Genomic DNA, 16,766 nt, shown 5'->3' with positions numbered 1-16,766 from the left:
ATCCGAGGCCGGATCAGCGGAAACTGAGTGACGGGAGGCACGCAGTGACCGGGCGCCGGGCGGGACCGCGCATCAGGAGACACGCGATATGCGTCAAATGGCGACTTACGATCTGATGGAGACCTTCCGGAACACCAACCAGTGGCTCGGGGCGACGGCACGGACGATGGCGTCCTACCCCGCCTTTGCCGCATTGCCGAATCCGATGATCGGCTGGATGGCGGCTTGGGGAGAAGTGACTGAGCGTACTTTCGAGCGCATGGTGGTCAAACCCGACTGGGGCATTCGCACCGTCACCTGCGCCGATGGCCGCGACCATGTGGTTGAGCCGCGCACCGTGGTCGAGCGCGCCTTTGGCGATCTGGTGCACTTCGAAGTGCAGGGCCGTCCCACCAAACCGCGCAAGGTGCTGCTGGTCGCCCCGATGTCGGGCCACTATGCGACGCTGCTGCGCTCTACCGCGGTTTCGCTGCTGCCCGATTGCGAGCTTTACGTCACCGACTGGCACAACGCCCGCGACATCCCGGTGAGCGAGGGCAAGTTCGATATCGAGGATTACACGCTTTACCTCATGGACTTCATGCGCGCGCTGGGGCCCGACACCAATGTGATCGCGGTCTGCCAGCCGGCACCGCTGACACTGGCGGCCACCGCCTATCTGGCCGAGTTGGAGCCCGCCGCGCAGCCGCGCACGCTGACCCTGATCGGCGGGCCGATCGACCCCAATGCGACCCCCACCGATGTCACCGACTTCGGCCACCGGGTGACCATGGGCCAGCTGGAAGAGACGATGATCCAGCGCGTCGGCTACAAATATGCGGGCGTCGGGCGGATGGTCTATCCCGGTCTGCTGCAGCTGGCGTCCTTCATGTCGATGAATGCCGAGCGTCACTCCAAGGCGTTCACCGATCAGATCATGCGGGTGAGCCGCGGCGAAGCCAGCGATCACGACGCGCACAACCGCTTCTACGACGAATATCTGGCGGTGATGGACATGACCGCCGAGTTCTACCTCTCGACGGTCGAGCGCATCTTCAAGAACGGCGAGATCGCGTCGAACAACTTCGTCGTGGATGGCCACAAGGTGGATATCGGCAAGATCACCGATGTGGCGGTGATGACCGTCGAAGGCGCCAATGACGACATTTCGGCGCCGGGTCAGTGCGTCGCCGCGCTCGATCTCTGCACCGGGCTGCCGGATGCGAAGAAGGGCCAGCACCTCGAGCCGGGCGCGGGCCACTACGGTATCTTTGCCGGGCGCAGCTGGCGTAGCAACATCCGCCCGCTGGTGCTCGATTTCATCGACCGCAATTCCAACGCTCCGCGTAAGGCGGCGAACAGCAACGCGGCCTGAGGGCGTCACGCTCGTCAGCGCCGTCGCAGAAAAAGGAAGGGGCCCAGCAGGGCCCCTTTTTTAACGCAGTGTCAGAACTTTGGCCGGTCAGTCGCCCGCGTGGGTCAGCTTCGGCACGTCCTTGGCACCAGCCGAGCCGCGACCCGAGAGCGACGGGTTCTCCATGAAGAACCGGTGGCAGTTGAACGAAAACTCGCCCTCCGGCACCGCGTGGCGGGTGAATTTGCCCGAGGGTTCCATCACCCAGCTCTGCGCCGTGTCGGCGAGGTTCGCCGCCATGATCTGGCTGACGATCTGCGCCTTCACCGTGGGGTTCATGATCTCGATGCCGGTCTCGATGCGGCGGTTGAGGTTGCGCCCCATCCAGTCCGCCGAAGAGATCAGCACGCGCGCCTTGCTGTGCGGCAGCCCGTGGCCATTGCCGAAACAGGCGATGCGCGAGTGTTCGAGGAAGCGGCCCACGATGCTTTTGACGCGGATGTTCTCTGACAGGCCCTTCACGCCGGGGCGCAGCCCGCAGATGCCACGGATCACGCAGTCGATCTTCACGCCCGCCTGACTGGCGGCATAGAGCGCGTCGATCATATCCGGCTCGATCAGCGAGTTCATCTTCAGCCAGATTTGCGCCGGGCGCCCCTGACGGGCGTGCTCGGCCTCGGCCTCGATCAGTTCCAGCATGCGCGGCTTCAGCGTGTGCGGCGAGATCACGAGGTTCTCCAGCCCTTCGGGCATGGCGTAGCCCGACAGGTAGTTGAAGATCTTCGAGGCGTCGCGGCCCAGTTGCGCATCGCAGGTGAAGAACGACAGGTCGGTGTAAATCTTGGCGGTGATCGGGTGGTAATTGCCGGTGCCCCAGTGGGTGTAGGTCACCAGCTTGTCGCCCTCGCGGCGCACCACGCTCGAGATCTTGGCGTGGGTCTTCCAGTCGAGGAAGCCATAGACCACATGCGCGCCCGAGCGTTCCAGCCGCCGCGACTGGCGGATGTTGGCGGCCTCGTCAAAGCGCGCCTTCAGCTCGACCAGCGCGGTGACCGACTTGCCGTCCTCTGCCGCCTCGCAGAGCGCCTCGACGATCGGTGAGTTGCGCGAGGTGCGATAAAGCGTCTGCTTGATCGCCACCACGTCCGGATCCATCGCCGCCTGATTGAGGAAGCGCACCACCATGTCGAAGGTCTCATAGGGGTGGTGCAGCAGCATGTCCTTTTGCTTGATCGCCTCGAACATATTGCCTTCGTGGTCCTGCACCCGCTCGGGCACGCGCGGTGTGAAGCTGGGCCACAGCAGATCGGGGCGGGAGTCGAGCACCAACTCCTTGAGGTCGGCCATGCCGATCATCCCGTCGAGCTCGATCACATCGTCTTCCTGCACGTACAACTCGCGCATAACGATGCTGCGCAGCTGCTTTGGCGCACCGGCGCTGACGGTCAGACGGACGACCTCGCCGCGGCGGCGGCGCTTCAGCGCCACTTCGAACTCGCGCACCAGATCCTCGGCCTCTTCCTCGACCTCGATGTCGCTGTCGCGCAGCACGCGGAAGCCGAAGTGGTCCTTCACCCGGTAGCCGGGGAACAGGCTTTCGATGTGCAGCAGCAGCACGTCTTCGAGGTAGATGAACCGGTTGTGCCCCTCGGGGGCGGGCAGGGCGATGAAACGGTCGATCTGATGCGGGATCGGCAGCAGCGCCTGCCGCGTGCGGCGGTCGCGCTTGCGCTCAAGCTCCAGCGCGAGGCAGTAGCCCATGTTGGCGATGAAGGGGAACGGGTGCGCCGGGTCGATCGCCAGAGGCGAGAGCACCGGGAAGACCTGCTCGAGAAACTGGGTGTTGAGGTGTTCGAGGTCTTCGGGCTGCAGCGCGTCGCGCGGCACGATGTCGATGCCCGCCGCGTCCAGTTCCTTCTCAAGCTCGCCCAGCACCTTCTGCTGATGCGCCATCAGCCGCCGCGCGTCCTCGTCGATCAGCACAAGCTGCTCGGCGGGACTCAGCCCGTCGGCGGCGGGGGTGGTGTTGCCCGCATGGGCAAGCTCGCGCAGACCGGCGACGCGCACGGTGTAGAACTCGTCGAGGTTGGTGGCCGAGATCGACAGGAAGCGCAGCCGTTCGAGCAGCGGAACCTTGGTGTTCTCGGCCTCTTCCAGCACACGCCAGTTGAAGCCCAGCCAGCTGAGTTCGCGGTTGTAATAGCGGCCGGGGCCCGAGAGGTCGATCTCGGGAAGGTCCTGCGGCTCGGGGATCGGGGCGGTGAGGAAATCAGCGATGGTCATGGGGGGCATATGCGTCACGAATTGCAACATCTTGATGAAAGAGGAAGGATGCCCGACTGCCGGAGAGGGCGCAAGCGCTGCGCTGCGGCGGGTACGGATCACGCGCGGGGATCGACAGCCAGCAGAATCTCGCGGGCCAGAGTGCGCGTCATGCCCTTGGGGCGGCCGAGCGCGCCCGCGTCGAGCGCGGCGGCAACTTTCTGGGCCATGCCGAAGCTGCGGCGCATGTGGCGCAGCAGATAGGGGATCACATCGGGGGCGGGCACGCAGTGGCGGTCCGCCAGAAGCTTCGCCAGAACCGCGGCAAGCAGCGCGTCGTCGGGCTCGGGCAGGGTGGCGGTCTGGGTGCCTTCCATGCGCGAGCAGAGATCGGGCAGGGATAGCTGCCAATGCTTGGGCGCGGTCTGTGCGGTCAGAAGCAGCGGCTGGTGCTGCGCCAGCGCAAGGTTGTGCAGATGGAACAGCGCCTCTTCGGCGGGGCGGTCCCCGGCGATTTGCGGCACGTCCTCGATGCAGACCGGACCTTCGGCCAGATCGGGAATATCCACCTGCGGCAGCGCCGCGGCGGGCAGGATCGTCGCGCCGCAGTCAGCCGCCCACACATGGGCAAGATGGGTCTTTCCCGCACCGGCGGGGCCGACGAGGATCAGCTTGCCCGAGGGCCAGCTCTGCCAGCCGTCGAGCAGCGCGACGGCAAGCGCGTTTGAACCCGAGACGAAATAGTCCTCGAGCCCCAGCGCGGCGCGGACCGGCAGGGGCAGAGGAAGCTGCTGAGGCAGGGTCATGGGGCCTCTCGGTCGTGCTCGAGGCCGCGATAAAGGCGGCTGTCTTTGTACTGGTCGATCACGAAGCGCATGATCACCCCCAGCGCCGCCGCCAGCGGCACGGCGACCAGCATCCCGACAAAGCCAAAGAGCGTGCCGAAGACCGACAGCGCGAGGATCAGCCACACCGGATGCAGCCCGATCGAGCTGCCCACCAGCTTGGGTGTGAGGAAATTGCCCTCAAGGAACTGGCCGAGGAAGAAGATGCCCGCCACGGCGGCGATCCAGTACCACTCGCCCCAGAACTGGAACAGTGCCAGCCCGATGGCCAGCGCCCCGCCGATGATCGCGCCCACATAGGGGATGAAGGTCAAAAGCCCGGCGATCACCCCGACCACAAGGCCGAAGTTTAGCCCGACCAGCGCCAGCGCAATGGCATAATAGCAGCCGAGGATCAGGCAGACCGAGCCCATGCCGCGCACGAAACCGGCCAGTGTGGCGTCGATCTCGCTGGCGATTTGGCGGATCACCGAAACATGGTCGCGCGGCAAAAGCTCATCGACGCGGGCCACCATGCGATCCCAGTCGAGCAGCAGATAGACCGCCACCACCGGTACGATGACAAAGAGCATCAGGATGTTGATCACCGACATCGCCGAGCTGAGCGCGGTGTTCAGCAGTTCGGCCCCGCGCTCCTGCACGGTCTGGCCGATCGAGACGAGCGCCTCGCGCATCGGGCTGCCTTCAACCACCAGCGACGGGAAATGCGTGCCGAGAAAATCGCGCAGGTCGCGGAACAGCTGCGGCGCGGTTTCGATCAGGTCGCCCGCCTGCCGGACCAGCGTCGGGATCACGGCGAGCGCGAGGATGACGAAGATCAGGATCGCGGCGAGGGTGATCACCATGGTCGCCATGGCCCGGCTCAGACCCATCCGTTCCAGCCGGTCGGCCACGGGGTCGAGGAAATAGGCGATGGCGCCGCCAAGAATGAACGGCAGCAGGACGTTGCCCAGATACCAAAGCACCACGGCAAAGATGATGGCCGCAACGCCCCAGTACTTCATCTGATCACGCACGGGGAGCGCCATGGGAATCCTTTTCTCTGCCGTCCGCCCTTCATCGCCGCTCCGCCGTGCCTTTTCAAGTCTGCGCAGGCCGCTCGCAACTTCGCGCTAGGCGAAGCGGGCAATCCGGTGCATTCTGCCTGCCATCTGATTTTTACGACTATTTTCAAGCCTGATTTCGAAGGAGCGGCAATGCTGCGTTTTCTTTTCGTTTGGATGTTCCTGCTTTTGCCGCTGTTCCTGATGCTGACCGATCCGGCGCATTCGGCGGTGCTCTAACCGCGGGCGCGCTGATGCGCAGACCTCTTGCCCTTGGCGCGCCCTTCGCCTAACCCGTGCGAAACGCCAATCTCCGGGAGGCCCGCATGCGTCTGAGCCGTTATTTCCTGCCCGTTCTGAAAGAAACGCCTTCCGAGGCGCAGATCGTCTCGCACCGCTACATGCTGCGCGCCGGCATGATCAAACAATCGAGCGCTGGCATCTATTCGTGGCTGCCGCTGGGCTTCAAAGTGCTGCGCAAGATCGAGGACATCATCCACGAAGAGCAGAAGCGCGCCGGCCACATCCCGATGCTGATGCCGACGATCCAGTCGGCGGACCTGTGGCGCGAGAGCGGCCGCTACGACGATTACGGCGAGGAAATGCTGCGCATCCGCGACCGGCACGACCGCGACATGCTGTTCACGCCCACCGCCGAAGAGCTGATCACCGATATCTTCCGCAGCCACGTCGGCAGCTACAAGGACCTGCCGCTGACGCTGTACCAGATCCAGTGGAAGTTCCGCGACGAGATCCGCCCGCGCTTTGGCGTGATGCGGGGCCGCGAGTTCTACATGAAGGACGGCTACAACTTCGACCTGACCAAGGAAGACGCGCTGCACGCCTACAACCGTCACCTTGTCAGCTACCTGCGCACGTATGAGCGCATGGGCCTGCAGGCGATCCCGATGCGCGCCGACAGCGGCCCGATTGGCGGCGACGACACCCACGAGTTCCTCGTGCTGGCGGAAACCGGCGAGTCGGAAGTGTTCTATGACAGCCAGATCACCGAGCTGAAGTTCGGCGACCGCGAGATCGACTACGATTCGGTCGAGCAGTGTCAGGCCGTGCTCGAAGAGTTCACCTCGCGCTACGCCCGCACCGACGAGACCCACGACGAGGCAGTCTTTGCCGAGGTCCCCGAAGAGCGCCGCCGCACCGCGCGCGGCATCGAGGTCGGCCAGATCTTCTACTTCGGCACCAAATACTCCGAGCCGATGGGCGCCACCGTTGCCGACAAGGACGGCAATCAGGTGCCCGTGCACATGGGCTCGCACGGCATCGGCGTGTCGCGTCTGCTGGGCGCGATCATCGAAGCCAGCCACGACGACAAGGGCATCATCTGGCCCGAGGGCGTCACCCCCTTCCACTGCGGCATCGTCAACCTCAAGCAGGGCGACGGTGAGGCGGATGCGGCCTGCGAGTCGCTCTACGCCGCGCTCTCCGCGCTGGGGCTGGAGCCGCTCTATGACGACCGTGCCGAGCGTGCGGGTGCCAAATTCGCCACCATGGACCTCATCGGCCTGCCGTGGCGCATCACCGTCGGCCCGCGCGGGCTGAAGAACGGCGTCGTCGAACTGACTTCGCGCCGTACCGGCGAGAGCGAGGAATTGGCGCCCGAGGCCGCCGTGGACCGCATCGCGCAAATCTACGGCGTTGCCGCCAAGGGCTGAGGCGCTCGCGCATTGTGATCAGGGCCGGCTGTGGGACACCGCGGCCGGTCTTTTTGTTGCCGGTAGTTTCTTTGCGGGCTTGGTACCCGGCGCGGCTGGTGCCCCGCTGATTGCACCCTCGCGCTGTGCGTATTTGGAAAGAGAAGAAGGGACCGGGCGGGCGCAGCAGCAGGGAAATTGCCTGCGGGCTTCGTCTGCTCTGGCCTTTGCCTTGGGGCATGCTTTAGAGAAGGGGGAAATTCAGCGGGAGACGCGCTATGGACGATCTGGTCAATTCCTTCATGACAGGCCCCGACGAGAAGGGCCGCTTCGGCATCTACGGCGGGCGTTTCGTGTCCGAGACCCTCATGCCGCTCATCCTCGAGCTTGAGGAGCAATATGAGCGCGCCAAGACCGACCAGAGTTTCTGGGACGAGATGGACTTCCTGTGGAAGCACTACGTTGGCCGTCCCTCGCCGCTGTATCACGCCGAGCGCCTGTCCGAGCAGCTGGGCGGCGCCAAGGTCTATTTCAAGCGCGACGAGCTGAACCACACCGGCGCGCATAAGATCAACAACGTGCTCGGCCAGATCATCCTCGCCAAGCGCATGGGCAAGACAAGGATCATCGCCGAGACCGGCGCCGGTCAGCACGGCGTGGCCACCGCGACCGTCTGCGCCAAGTTCGGCCTGAAGTGCGTGGTCTACATGGGCGCGCATGACGTCGAGCGTCAGCAGCCCAACGTCTTCCGCATGCGCCTGCTGGGCGCCGAAGTGGTTCCCGTGACCTCTGGCCGCGGCACGCTGAAGGATGCGATGAACGACGCGCTGCGCGACTGGGTGACCAATGTGCGCGACACGTTCTATTGCATCGGCACGGTGGCGGGCCCGCACCCGTACCCGGCCATGGTCCGCGATTTCCAGTCGATCATCGGCAAGGAAACCAAAGAGCAGATTATGGAGGCCGAGGGCCGTCTGCCCGACACGATCATCGCCGCCATCGGCGGCGGCTCGAACGCCATGGGCCTGTTCTACCCGTTCCTCGACGACAAGGACGTGAAGATCATCGGCGTCGAGGCGGGCGGCAAGGGCGTCAACGAGAAGATGGAGCATTGCGCCTCGCTGACTGGCGGTCGCCCCGGCGTGCTGCATGGCAACCGCACCTATCTGCTGCAGGATGACGACGGGCAGATCCTCGAGGGCTTTTCGATCTCGGCCGGTCTCGACTATCCGGGCATCGGGCCGGAGCACGCTTGGCTGCATGACACTGGCCGCGCCGAATATGTGGCGATCACCGACAAGGAAGCGCTCGAGGCGTTCCAGCTGTCGTGCTCGGCCGAGGGCATCATTCCGGCGCTGGAGCCGAGCCATGCGCTCGCCCATGTGATGAAGATCGCGCCGGATCTGCCCAAGGACCACATCATCGTCATGAACATGTGCGGGCGGGGCGACAAGGACATCTTTGCCGTCGCCAAGCACCTCGGCGTCGACATCGCCTGATCCGAGTTCGTAGAGACACGAAAGGCCGCCCCTCGGGGCGGCCTTTTCCATTGCTGCGGGGCTGTGTGCCTGCTGTGTGCCTCAGTCGGCTTTATGCTGTTCGAGGATGTCCAGCGACACCACTTCCAGCGCGCGCTGATGGGTGGAGTCGAGTTGCACCTTCGGCGCGCAGCCCTCGTCATGGGCCTGCAGGAAGCGCAGCGCGCAGAGGCACCATTGATCGCCCGGCTTCAGCCCCGGAAAGCGCAGGCCGGGGCGCGGGGTCGACAGATCATTGCCGACGTATTTCGAATAGGCGAGAAACTCCGCCGTCATCACGGCGCAGACCGTGTGGCTGCCGGAATCCTCGGTGCAGGTGTTGCAGTGCCCGTCGCGGAAATAGCCGGTCATTGGGTCGACCGAGCAAGGGTGTAGCAGTTCGCCCAGAACGTTGATCGCCTTGTCTTTCTGCATGTTCGTCCCTCCGTTACCGAGAACTCATGCGGCCAAGCCTAGCAGACCGCAGGCCTTGGACAAGGAGAGGTAAGGCGATGCCCCGAAAGCTCAGCGAAACTTGTCCGCCAGTTTTTGCAGCGGGCTGCGGCTGTCCTCAGTCGCGGCTTCGGGCGCAGCTTGCGGCTTGGCGGCATCGCCGTCCTTGGCGGTGGGCGTGTTGCTGCCCGGCTTGCCCGCGGTCTTCTGGCCCGCACCCTTTTGACCGGTTCCTTGCGAGGAGCGCGGCGGCGCCACGCGCAGCGCCACGGCGTTCTGGAAGCCGGGCTTGTCACCCGACGCCAGCGCCTTGGCACCGTCGGAGATGCCGCGCATCAGATCGTCCAGCCAGCCTTCCTCGGCCTTGGCGAACTCGTGCAGCACATAGCCCGCCACCGCCTCTTTGCGGCCCGGATGACCGATGCCGAGGCGAATGCGGTGATAGGCCTCGCCGATGTGCTGGTGGATCGAGCGCAGCCCGTTGTGGCCTGCATGGCCGCCGCCGGTCTTCACCCGGCATTTGCCCGGCGCGAGGTCAAGTTCGTCGTGGAACACGGTCACATCGCCCGGCTCGAGCTTGAAGAAGCGCATCGCCTCGCCGACCGATTGCCCCGAGAGGTTCATGAAGGTCTGCGGCTTCAGCAGCAGCACCTTCTCGGTGCCGAGCCGGCCTTCGGCCACCTCGCCCTGAAACCGCGCGCGCCACGGCGAGAAGCCGTGATCCTCGGCGATCCGGTCGACGGCCATGAAGCCGATATTGTGCCGCGTCTTCGCGTATTTGCCGCCGGGATTGCCCAGACCCACGAAAATCTGCACGCCGCGTCTCCGAATTGGTTGCCTCGCCCCCTAGATAGGGCAGGGATGGCGATAGCACAGCAACGAGGGAGAGACCATGTATCTCACGATGAACCGCTTCAAGGTGGTGCCCGAGCGGGCGGCGGAGTTCGAAGAGGTCTGGGCGCAGCGCGACAGCCAGCTCAAGAGCGTGCCCGGCTTCCGCAGCTTCGCGCTACTCAAGGGGCCGGAGCGCGAGGACCATATCCTCTATGCCTCGCACACGGTCTGGGAGGATGAGGAAAGCTTCATCGCGTGGACCAAGAGCGAGGCTTTCCGCATGGCCCACAAAGGCGCGAAGAGCCGCGAGGGCATGTATCGCGGCGGGCCCGAGCTTGAGATTTTCTCGGCGGTGCAGGTGCTGGAGTAGGCAGCTAGCCCGCCAAACGAAAACGGCCCCGCCAAATGGCGGGGCCGTCTTTTCAGCGAAGCTGCGCGAGGATTATTCCTCTGCGGCGGCTTCTTCTTCGCCTTCTTCGGCCTCGGCTTCAACCAGACCGCGCGGAGCGGAGAGGTTGGCGATCACGAAGTTACGGTCGATGGTCGGCTTTGCGCCTTCCGGCAGCACGACGTCGTTGATGTGGATGACATCACCGATCTGCTTGCCTGCCAGGTCCACAGTGATGTGGTCCGGGATATCGCCGGCGAGAACGTTCAGTTCGACTTCCTGACGCACGATGGTCAGAACGCCGCCGCGCTTCAGGCCCGGTGCCTGCTCTTCGTTGATGAAATCAACGTGGATGAACAGGTTGATGCGCGAGGTGCGACGCAGACGCATCAGGTCGAAGTGGGTCGGAAGGTCCTTCACCACATCGCGCTGAACGTCGCGGCAGATCACGCGCACGTCGTCGTGGCCGTCAACCTTGAGGTTGAACAGGGTCGACTTGAAGCGGCCTGCTTTCAGGCGCTTGAGCAGCGTGTTGAACGGGATCTGGATAGCAAGCGGGTCTGCTTCGCCACCAAAAACAATCCCCGGAACCATGCCGTCGCGGCGGGCCTGCCGAGCGGCGCCCTTGCCCGTCCCCGACCGTTCCAGGGCTTCGAGATCAGGAATCTCACCAGCCATTTTGTATCTCCATATGTCTGTGGGGGTGCCTCCAAGGCTGTCACCCCGCGATGAAGGCAGCCCATTAGACCGGATTCCCTCTTTGGGCAAGGGCTAATCCTCTGTGGCGGTTGCTCCGCGCGCGCGGGAGGCAGGGGCGGGACTGGCTGGATCTTCCCGCCGGGCCGTGCGACGGCTTGCGGCGAACGGAGGGACCATGAGCGTTTTGAGTGATCTGCGGATGATCCGCGCGCCGCTGGCGGGCTTTGCCGGGATCGGCGTGTGCTGGGGGGTGTTTGCGGGCAGCGTGCCCGTGGTCATGGCGCAGACCGGGCTTGGCGATGGCGGTTTCGCCACGGCGATGCTGATCTCGACCTGCGGCGCGATCGCTGCCATGTGGCTGGCGCCATGGGCGGAAGAGCGGCTGCGCCGCTGGGCCATGCCGGTGTTCATCGCGCTTCTGGCCTGCGGCTTTGCCCTGCCGGGGCTCGCGACCTCGGGCGTGCAGTTTGGCGCGATCATGCTGTGCTGCGCAGCGGCGGCGGGCACGGTCGATGTGGCGATGAACGCGCAGCTGTCGCATCTCGAGGCAAAGTCCGGGCGGCCGCTGATGAACCTCGCCCACGGGGGCTATTCGCTGGTCTATGCCTGCGCGGCGCTGACGGCGGGCATTGCGCGGGGGGCGGGGCTGCCGCTGTGGAGCATCTTCATGGGCGCGGCATTGGTGACACTGGCGATGGCGCTGGTGGCGCGCGGCGGCGCGGTGCTGCCGCACCATGGGAGCGCCGCGCCGGGATCCGATGCGCGCGGTCCGCTGCCTTGGGTGGTGGTTGTTCTGGCAGGGGTGGTCATCTGCATCGGTTTTCTTGCAGAGCAGGCGACCGAGGCGTGGTCAGCGCTGCATCTGGAGCGCAACCTTGGTGCAGGCGCCGTGGGCGGCGCGTTGGCGCCGACGCTGCTGGGGCTGACCATGGGTGCCGGACGGCTTGCCGGGCAGGGGGTGATCGGGCGGCTCAACGGCGCGGGCGTGCTGGGGGCCGGGGCTGGGCTTGCCGCCTTCGGTGCGCTGGTGGCGGCGCTGGCGCCGACGGCGCTGATTGGCTGGGCGGGCTTTGCGGTGCTGGGCTTTGGCGTCTCGGTGCTGGCACCCATGGCCTATGCATGGATGGGCGGGCGGGTGACGCCCCGGGCGCGTGCCTTAGCGGTCAGCCGCGCGACGGTGATCGGTTATGCGGGGTTCTTCCTTGGGCCGCCGCTGATGGGCGGGCTGTCCGAGGTCTTCGGCCTGCGCGCCGCCTTCGGCGCGGTGGCGCTGCTTTTGCTGGCGGTGCCGCTGGTGCTGCTGCCATTGATGGCGCGACGCTAGGCGCCGCACCATCAGCGGTTCCGGCTCAAACGTTCCGGTTATTCTTCCCAGTCGCCGGAAAATCCCTTGGGTATCATCAGGATATCGCGGTCCACGGTGGTGACGTCGGTGCGCCCGCAAAGCGCCATCGACACATCCAGTTCCTTGTGGATCACTTCGAGCGCACGGGTGACCCCGGCCTCGCCCATAGCGCCCAGCCCGTAGATATAGGCGCGCCCGATCCAGCAGCCCTTGGCGCCCATGGCGACGGCCTTCAGCACGTCCTGCCCCGAGCGGATGCCGCTGTCGAGATGCACTTCGATCTTGTCACCCACCGCGTCCATGATCGGCGCCAGCGCGCGGATCGAGCTGAGCGCGCCGTCAAGCTGCCGCCCGCCGTGGTTCGACACCACGATGGCGTCGGCCCCGACGTTGCAGGCCTCCAAAGCGTCGCGCGGGTCGATGATGCCCTTGATGATCAGCGGGCCGTCCCACATCTTGCGGAACTCGCGGATGCGGTCCCAGTCGAGCGCCTGATCAAAGCTCTGCGCCGTCCATGTGGTCAACGACGACGGGTCGGTCACGCCTTTGGCATGGCCGACGATATTGCCGAAGAAGCGCCGCTTGGTCTGCAGCATCTCCAGCCCCCACGGCACTTTGGTCATCATGTTGGCGACCGACTTCGGGGTCAGCTTGGGCGGGGCCGACAGGCCGTTCTTCAGGTCCTTGTGACGCTGGCCCAGCATCTGCAGGTCAACCGTGATCACCGCCGCCGAGCATTTGGCGTCTTTGGCGCGGTCGAAGAGCCGCTTCATGTAGTCGTCGTCCTTGAGCGTATAGACCTGCATCCAGAACGGTTTGGAGGTGTTTTCGGCGACATCCTCGATTGAGCAGATCGACATGGTCGACAGGCAATAGGGCACGCCGAATTTCTCGGCCGCGCGCGCGGCGTGGATCTCGCCGTCGGCGTGCTGCATCCCGGTCATGCCCACCGGAGCCAGCGCCACCGGCATCGCCACGTCCTGACCGATCATCTGCGTCGCGGTGCTGCGGCCGGTCATGTCGATGGCGACGCGCTGGCGCAGATAGAGATCGTCGAAATCCGAGCTGTTCTCGCGGAAGGTCTGCTCTGTCCAGCTGCCCGACTCGCAATAGTCGTAGAACATCTTCGGCACCCTGCGCCGATAGATGCGTTTGAGGTCCTCGATCTCTGTGATCACCGGCATGGGCCGCCTTCCTCCGCTATGTGGTCAGGTTTCCTTACCGCTTCGCCAGAGTTTGCGCAATGACGTGTGCTTGTATCTCCCCGGCAGAGCACGTTTAGTGCGCGCGAATGCAGATCGGAGGCTTCATGCAGGACATTCTCTGGGGCGTCGGTGGCGGCATGATCGCCGCGATTGCCACCACGGCAGGGGCGATCCCGGCGCTGGTCGGACGCAAGATGACGCAGGCGACCTCGGACATGATGCTGGGCTTTGCCGCCGGGGTCATGCTGTCAGCCTCTTACTTCTCGCTGATCATTCCGGGCATCGACGTGGCGCAGGAACAGACCGGCTCGGTCTGGATCGCCGCCGCCATCGCCGCCTGCGGCATCGCCTTCGGCTCGGGCTTCGTGGCGTGGCTCAACCACGCGATTCCGCACGAGCATTTCAAGACCGGCCCCGAGGGCGGGGCGGATCAGGCGACCTTCGCGCGGATCTGGCTGTTCGTTCTGGCGATCTCGATCCACAATTTCCCCGAAGGCCTGTCGATCGGCGTCGCTTACGGTGTCGACCGGACCAACGGCTTTTCGGTGATGACCGGTATCTCGCTGCAGGACATGCCCGAGGGGCTGGCCGTGGCGGTGGCCTTGGTGGGGCTGGGCTATTCCCGCAGCAAGGCGCTGCTCTACACCGCGCTCACCGGGCTGGTCGAGCCGGTAGGGGCGCTGCTGGGCGTGGTCGCGGTCTCGGTCAGTTCGGTGCTGCTGCCCTGGGGCCTGACCTTCGCGGCGGGCGCGATGCTTTACATCATCAGCCATGAGATCGTGCCCGAGACCCACCGCAACGGCCACCAGAAGCGGGCGACTACGGGGCTGCTCTTTGGCCTGATCCTGATGATGTTCCTTGACGTGACGCTGGGCTGACGCGGCCCGGCGGCGGCGCGTCTGGCGCGGGTGTTTGCGTATTTGGGGAACAATGAAGGGGCTTGCTGCGCCTTGGCGGCGGGTTTTGTCGAGTATTTGTGGAAAGATGAAAGGGGCGGGGGCGCCGCTCGCTCTTCCGTGAGGGCGCGGCGGGGCGGTCTGGACGCGGCGGCGGCGCGGGCTTAGGGTCCGCGCAACTTTCGCAGGAGACACGACGATGGCAACGGGCAAGAACATCCGCACCTATTTCCAGGGCACCTGGCACGACGGGGACGCGATGATCATGCGCGCGGCAGATCATGCGGCCTGGCTCGGCAGTTCGGTCTTTGATGGCGCGCGTTACGTCAATGGCATTGCGCCCGATCTCTATGCCCATTGCGCGCGGATCAACCGCTCGGCCAAGGCGCTGATGCTGACGCCGACGATCACCGCCGAGGAGATGGTGCAGATCGTCTGGGAGGGGCTTTCGGCCTATCCCAAGGAGGCGGCCCTCTACATTCGCCCGATGTATTGGGCGACGCAGGGCGACGCGACCGCCATCGTGCCGGGCGCCGAAGGCACCGCGTTTGCCATCTCGCTCGAAGAGATCCCCATGGCGCCCGACACCGCAGCATCGCGGCTGGGCCGCACGCGGTTCCGCCGGCCCGTGCTGGAAAGCTCGGTCTGCAACGCCAAGGCGGGCTGCCTTTATCCCAACAATGCGCGGATGCTGGTCGAGGCGCGCGCGCGCGGGTTCGACAACGCGCTGGTGGCCGATGCGCTCGGCAATGTCGCCGAGAGCGCCACGGCCAACGCCTTCATGGTGAAGGATGGCGCGGTGTTCACCCCGATCGCCAATGGCACCTTCCTGTCGGGGATCACCCGTGCGCGTCACATCGAGAACATGCGCGCCGACGGCATGGAGGTGCATGAGGCGGTGCTCAGTTTCGAGGACTTCGAGGGTGCTGACGAGGTGTTCCTCTCGGGCAACCTGCAGAAGGTGACCGCCGTGTCGGGCTTTGAAGACACCAATTACCAGATCGGTCCCGTGACGCGCCGTGTGCGCGAGCTTTACTGGGACTGGGCACTCAGCGAAGGCTGAGTCTTGCGCCGCGAGCCGCCGCTCGTCGCGACACGCCCCAAGGACCCGCAGCGCCCGGTGCTGCGGGCCGAACGCCGCTATGCCGAAACGGACGCCCCGCGGCGCGATCTGCCGGGGGGCGATCTGCGGTCTGAGCCGCGCGGCCCTAGACGTCCGAGGCGCCGCCGCCGGGGGCTGGCACGCTCGATCCGCGCCCTGCCGCTGCTGGTCAGCCTGCTGCTGATGGTCTGGACCCTCTCGACCAACCCTTTCGCGCGGCCTTTCCTGCAGGCCAGCACCGCCGAAGTGCGGCAGGCGCTGGACGCCGGACTGGCGCGGATGCTGAGCCCCGAGCGGCTCGCGCAGCAGATCGCCGAGGCGCTGGAGGCGCAGGACCTTGACCGGATCGACATGCTGCTGCCGTTGGCCGCGCGCGTCGGTCAGCAGCCGGACGCGGCGCAAGCGCGGCAGATCGAAGAGTTGCGCGAGGCTAAGGACAGCGTCTGGGGCAAGGTCGCCACCTGCGGCACCTGCGCCGCCGATATCGCCAATTGCCCCTCGCTGCAGATGCTGGCCTATTGCGGCATCCCGCTGGAACTGACGCCGCTCGGCGATCTCAACGCATTGCGCCGGGCGGGCGGCGACTGGCTCAGCGGCAGTGCTGTGGACGGAGTGGAGGTGACGCTGGCCACCGTCGGGCTGGCGGCGACGGGCGCGCTGGTAGTCACGGGCGGCAGTTCCGCCTCGGTCAAGGCGGGCGCCACGGCGCTGCGCATGGGGCGGCGGCTGAACACGCTGACGCCCTCGTTCTTGGATGAACTGGCGCGCCTCGCGGACGCGGGCATGCTGCGGCGGTTGGCCAGCGGCAGCGGCGCGGCGGCGGACATGGCGCGACTGGCAAGGGCCGAGGCTCTGGCGGGCGACGTTAGCCGGGTGGTAGGCAACACCTCGATGACCGACGGCGTGCTGCTGCTGCGCCATGTGGACAGCGCCGAGGATGCGGCGCGGCTCGCGCGGGTGTCGGAGGTGGCGGGCAGCGAGACGCGCGGGGTCATGGAGGTGCTTGGAAAATCCCGCACCTTCCGGGCCTTGGTGCGCGTCTCGGATCACGCGATCGCCGCGGGGCTTATGGTCTGGCTGGCGCTTGCGCAGGCGCTGACGGCCCTTGGCGGCTGGCTGGGCGCGCGTCTGCTGCGGCCGGCGGCGCGCGGTCTGGCGGCGCTGGTGGAGTGATGAGAAATCGACATTGCCT

At 65.8% G+C, this 16,766-nt stretch carries 16 protein-coding genes; 9 read left to right on the top strand and 7 right to left on the bottom strand.

The annotated features are described in order from the left end of the window. Positions 1–88: 88 nt before the first annotated feature. Positions 89–1,354 carry a polyhydroxyalkanoate depolymerase gene (phaZ, locus tag AYJ57_RS14595; protein WP_066107497.1) on the top strand — a complete coding sequence of 422 codons (1,266 nt, stop codon included), beginning with the start codon at positions 89–91 and terminating at the stop codon, positions 1,352–1,354. 87 nt (positions 1,355–1,441) lie between these two features. Here the strand turns inward: phaZ and AYJ57_RS14590 are convergent, their stop codons facing one another. The 3 genes from AYJ57_RS14590 to AYJ57_RS14580 form a co-directional block, all read right to left on the bottom strand. Beyond that, the gene (locus AYJ57_RS14590) at positions 1,442–3,616 is read right to left on the bottom strand and encodes an RNA degradosome polyphosphate kinase (RefSeq protein WP_066107494.1); all 2,175 of its coding nucleotides are present in this window, start codon (positions 3,614–3,616) and stop codon (positions 1,442–1,444) included. Between the two features lie 98 nt (positions 3,617–3,714). Next, positions 3,715–4,401, bottom strand: a complete 687-nt coding sequence (locus AYJ57_RS14585; protein WP_193789545.1) for a chromosomal replication initiator DnaA — start codon at positions 4,399–4,401, stop codon at positions 3,715–3,717. After that, entirely contained in the window at positions 4,398–5,468 is a 1,071-nt protein-coding gene (locus AYJ57_RS14580) for an AI-2E family transporter (protein ID WP_066107490.1), read from the bottom strand. Before AYJ57_RS14580 ends, AYJ57_RS14585 begins: the two co-directional genes overlap by 4 nt. Before the next feature lie 105 nt (positions 5,469–5,573). Between AYJ57_RS14580 and AYJ57_RS25905 the strand changes: the two genes are divergently transcribed. From AYJ57_RS25905 to trpB, 3 genes are all read left to right on the top strand, one after another. After that, positions 5,574–5,723 carry a hypothetical protein gene (locus tag AYJ57_RS25905; protein ID WP_157374177.1) on the top strand — a complete coding sequence of 50 codons (150 nt, stop codon included), beginning with the start codon at positions 5,574–5,576 and terminating at the stop codon, positions 5,721–5,723. An 86-nt stretch (positions 5,724–5,809) separates the two neighbouring features. Then, on the top strand, positions 5,810–7,156 hold the full coding sequence (gene proS, locus AYJ57_RS14575) for a proline--tRNA ligase (RefSeq protein ID WP_066107486.1): 1,347 nt from the start codon (positions 5,810–5,812) through the stop codon (positions 7,154–7,156). A 257-nt stretch (positions 7,157–7,413) separates the two neighbouring features. Continuing rightward, positions 7,414–8,634 carry a tryptophan synthase subunit beta gene (gene trpB, locus AYJ57_RS14570; protein ID WP_066107483.1) on the top strand — a complete coding sequence of 407 codons (1,221 nt, stop codon included), beginning with the start codon at positions 7,414–7,416 and terminating at the stop codon, positions 8,632–8,634. A gap of 81 nt (positions 8,635–8,715) precedes the next feature. On the opposite strand, the gene AYJ57_RS14565 is transcribed toward trpB, so the two are convergent. Together AYJ57_RS14565 and pth are read right to left on the bottom strand one after the other, a co-directional pair. Then, the gene (locus AYJ57_RS14565; protein WP_066107481.1) at positions 8,716–9,087 is read right to left on the bottom strand and encodes a DUF2237 family protein; all 372 of its coding nucleotides are present in this window, start codon (positions 9,085–9,087) and stop codon (positions 8,716–8,718) included. A gap of 90 nt (positions 9,088–9,177) precedes the next feature. After that, positions 9,178–9,921 (bottom strand): aminoacyl-tRNA hydrolase, encoded by a 744-nt coding sequence (pth, locus tag AYJ57_RS14560; RefSeq protein ID WP_066107478.1) that lies wholly within the window; start codon positions 9,919–9,921, stop codon positions 9,178–9,180. Between the two features lie 76 nt (positions 9,922–9,997). On the opposite strand from pth, the gene AYJ57_RS14555 reads away from it, so the two are divergent. Continuing rightward, positions 9,998–10,309, top strand: coding sequence for an antibiotic biosynthesis monooxygenase family protein (locus tag AYJ57_RS14555; RefSeq protein ID WP_066107476.1), 312 nt, complete (start codon positions 9,998–10,000; stop codon positions 10,307–10,309). Between the two features lie 72 nt (positions 10,310–10,381). Here AYJ57_RS14555 and AYJ57_RS14550 read toward each other — a convergent pair whose 3' ends face one another. Then, a complete protein-coding gene (locus tag AYJ57_RS14550; RefSeq protein ID WP_066107473.1) occupies positions 10,382–11,005 on the bottom strand; it encodes a 50S ribosomal protein L25/general stress protein Ctc in 624 nt (207 codons plus the stop codon). Between the two features lie 196 nt (positions 11,006–11,201). Between AYJ57_RS14550 and AYJ57_RS14545 the strand changes: the two genes are divergently transcribed. After that, the gene (locus AYJ57_RS14545; RefSeq protein WP_083191300.1) at positions 11,202–12,350 is read left to right on the top strand and encodes an MFS transporter; all 1,149 of its coding nucleotides are present in this window, start codon (positions 11,202–11,204) and stop codon (positions 12,348–12,350) included. Between the two features lie 38 nt (positions 12,351–12,388). On the opposite strand, the gene AYJ57_RS14540 is transcribed toward AYJ57_RS14545, so the two are convergent. After that, positions 12,389–13,555 (bottom strand): alpha-hydroxy acid oxidase, encoded by a 1,167-nt coding sequence (locus AYJ57_RS14540; RefSeq protein WP_066107471.1) that lies wholly within the window; start codon positions 13,553–13,555, stop codon positions 12,389–12,391. A 125-nt stretch (positions 13,556–13,680) separates the two neighbouring features. On the opposite strand from AYJ57_RS14540, the gene AYJ57_RS14535 reads away from it, so the two are divergent. The 3 genes from AYJ57_RS14535 (at position 13,681) to AYJ57_RS14525 (ending at position 16,747) form a co-directional block, all read left to right on the top strand. Next, positions 13,681–14,454 carry a ZIP family metal transporter gene (locus AYJ57_RS14535; RefSeq protein ID WP_066110324.1) on the top strand — a complete coding sequence of 258 codons (774 nt, stop codon included), beginning with the start codon at positions 13,681–13,683 and terminating at the stop codon, positions 14,452–14,454. Between the two features lie 217 nt (positions 14,455–14,671). Continuing rightward, positions 14,672–15,535 carry a branched-chain amino acid aminotransferase gene (locus tag AYJ57_RS14530; RefSeq protein ID WP_066107468.1) on the top strand — a complete coding sequence of 288 codons (864 nt, stop codon included), beginning with the start codon at positions 14,672–14,674 and terminating at the stop codon, positions 15,533–15,535. Between the two features lie 3 nt (positions 15,536–15,538). Continuing rightward, positions 15,539–16,747, top strand: a complete 1,209-nt coding sequence (locus tag AYJ57_RS14525; RefSeq protein WP_066107465.1) for a hypothetical protein — start codon at positions 15,539–15,541, stop codon at positions 16,745–16,747. Positions 16,748–16,766: the final 19 nt, after the last annotated feature.

This window comes from Salipiger sp. CCB-MM3 (assembly GCF_001687105.1).
Taxonomy (GTDB): Bacteria; Pseudomonadota; Alphaproteobacteria; order Rhodobacterales; family Rhodobacteraceae; genus Salipiger.
This window is presented reverse-complemented; position numbering and strand designations above follow the sequence as displayed.